Annotated in this window: 1 protein-coding gene; it reads right to left on the bottom strand. The window is 47.0% G+C overall.

The window, feature by feature from the left end; translation table 11 throughout:
* Nucleotides 1–496: translocation/assembly module TamB domain-containing protein (locus V7D75_RS06310; RefSeq protein WP_333613866.1), on the bottom strand; the 496-nt coding region annotated here is incomplete at both ends.

Genomic DNA, 496 nt, shown 5'->3' with positions numbered 1-496 from the left:
TGCTAACGGAATCACCGCACCAAAGCCGCGGAAATTGATGTCATCGCCCAAGTCAATACCGATGTCGGCATTGATTGACCAAGGTTTTGAGATGGCTAAAACCTCATCAATATTACCAATCAAACGGCGATCAAGCACAACCGCATCTTCGGTTTGGGTAATGATATCTTCACTGGCTTCTGGTGGACGAATGGTCGCTGACGGCACACTGACCGCGCCAGTAATATTGACATAACGGTCACCCGGACGCACGATAATGTCGATATCAGGGTTAATCTCAGCCACCAATAATGGCGGCTGGGTCAATACTAAACGCTCGCCAATAATGCTGAGTTTGGCTTGCAGTTTTTGTTGCCAATTTACCGTACCAGTCAGCTTACCCGTACCGGTACCACTATTAAAAGTGCCGTCGATATTCGCCTGCGTACCACGAATTTTGGCATCGACATTGACTTTTCTTAAGTTGATAGGTAAATCAAGCATTGCAATACGGCCA

The sequence above is a fragment of the Psychrobacter sp. genome (assembly GCF_036731945.1).
Lineage (GTDB): Bacteria > Pseudomonadota > Gammaproteobacteria > Pseudomonadales > Moraxellaceae > Psychrobacter.
Note: the sequence above shows the minus strand (reverse complement) of the source record. Positions and strands in the feature narration are given on the sequence as shown.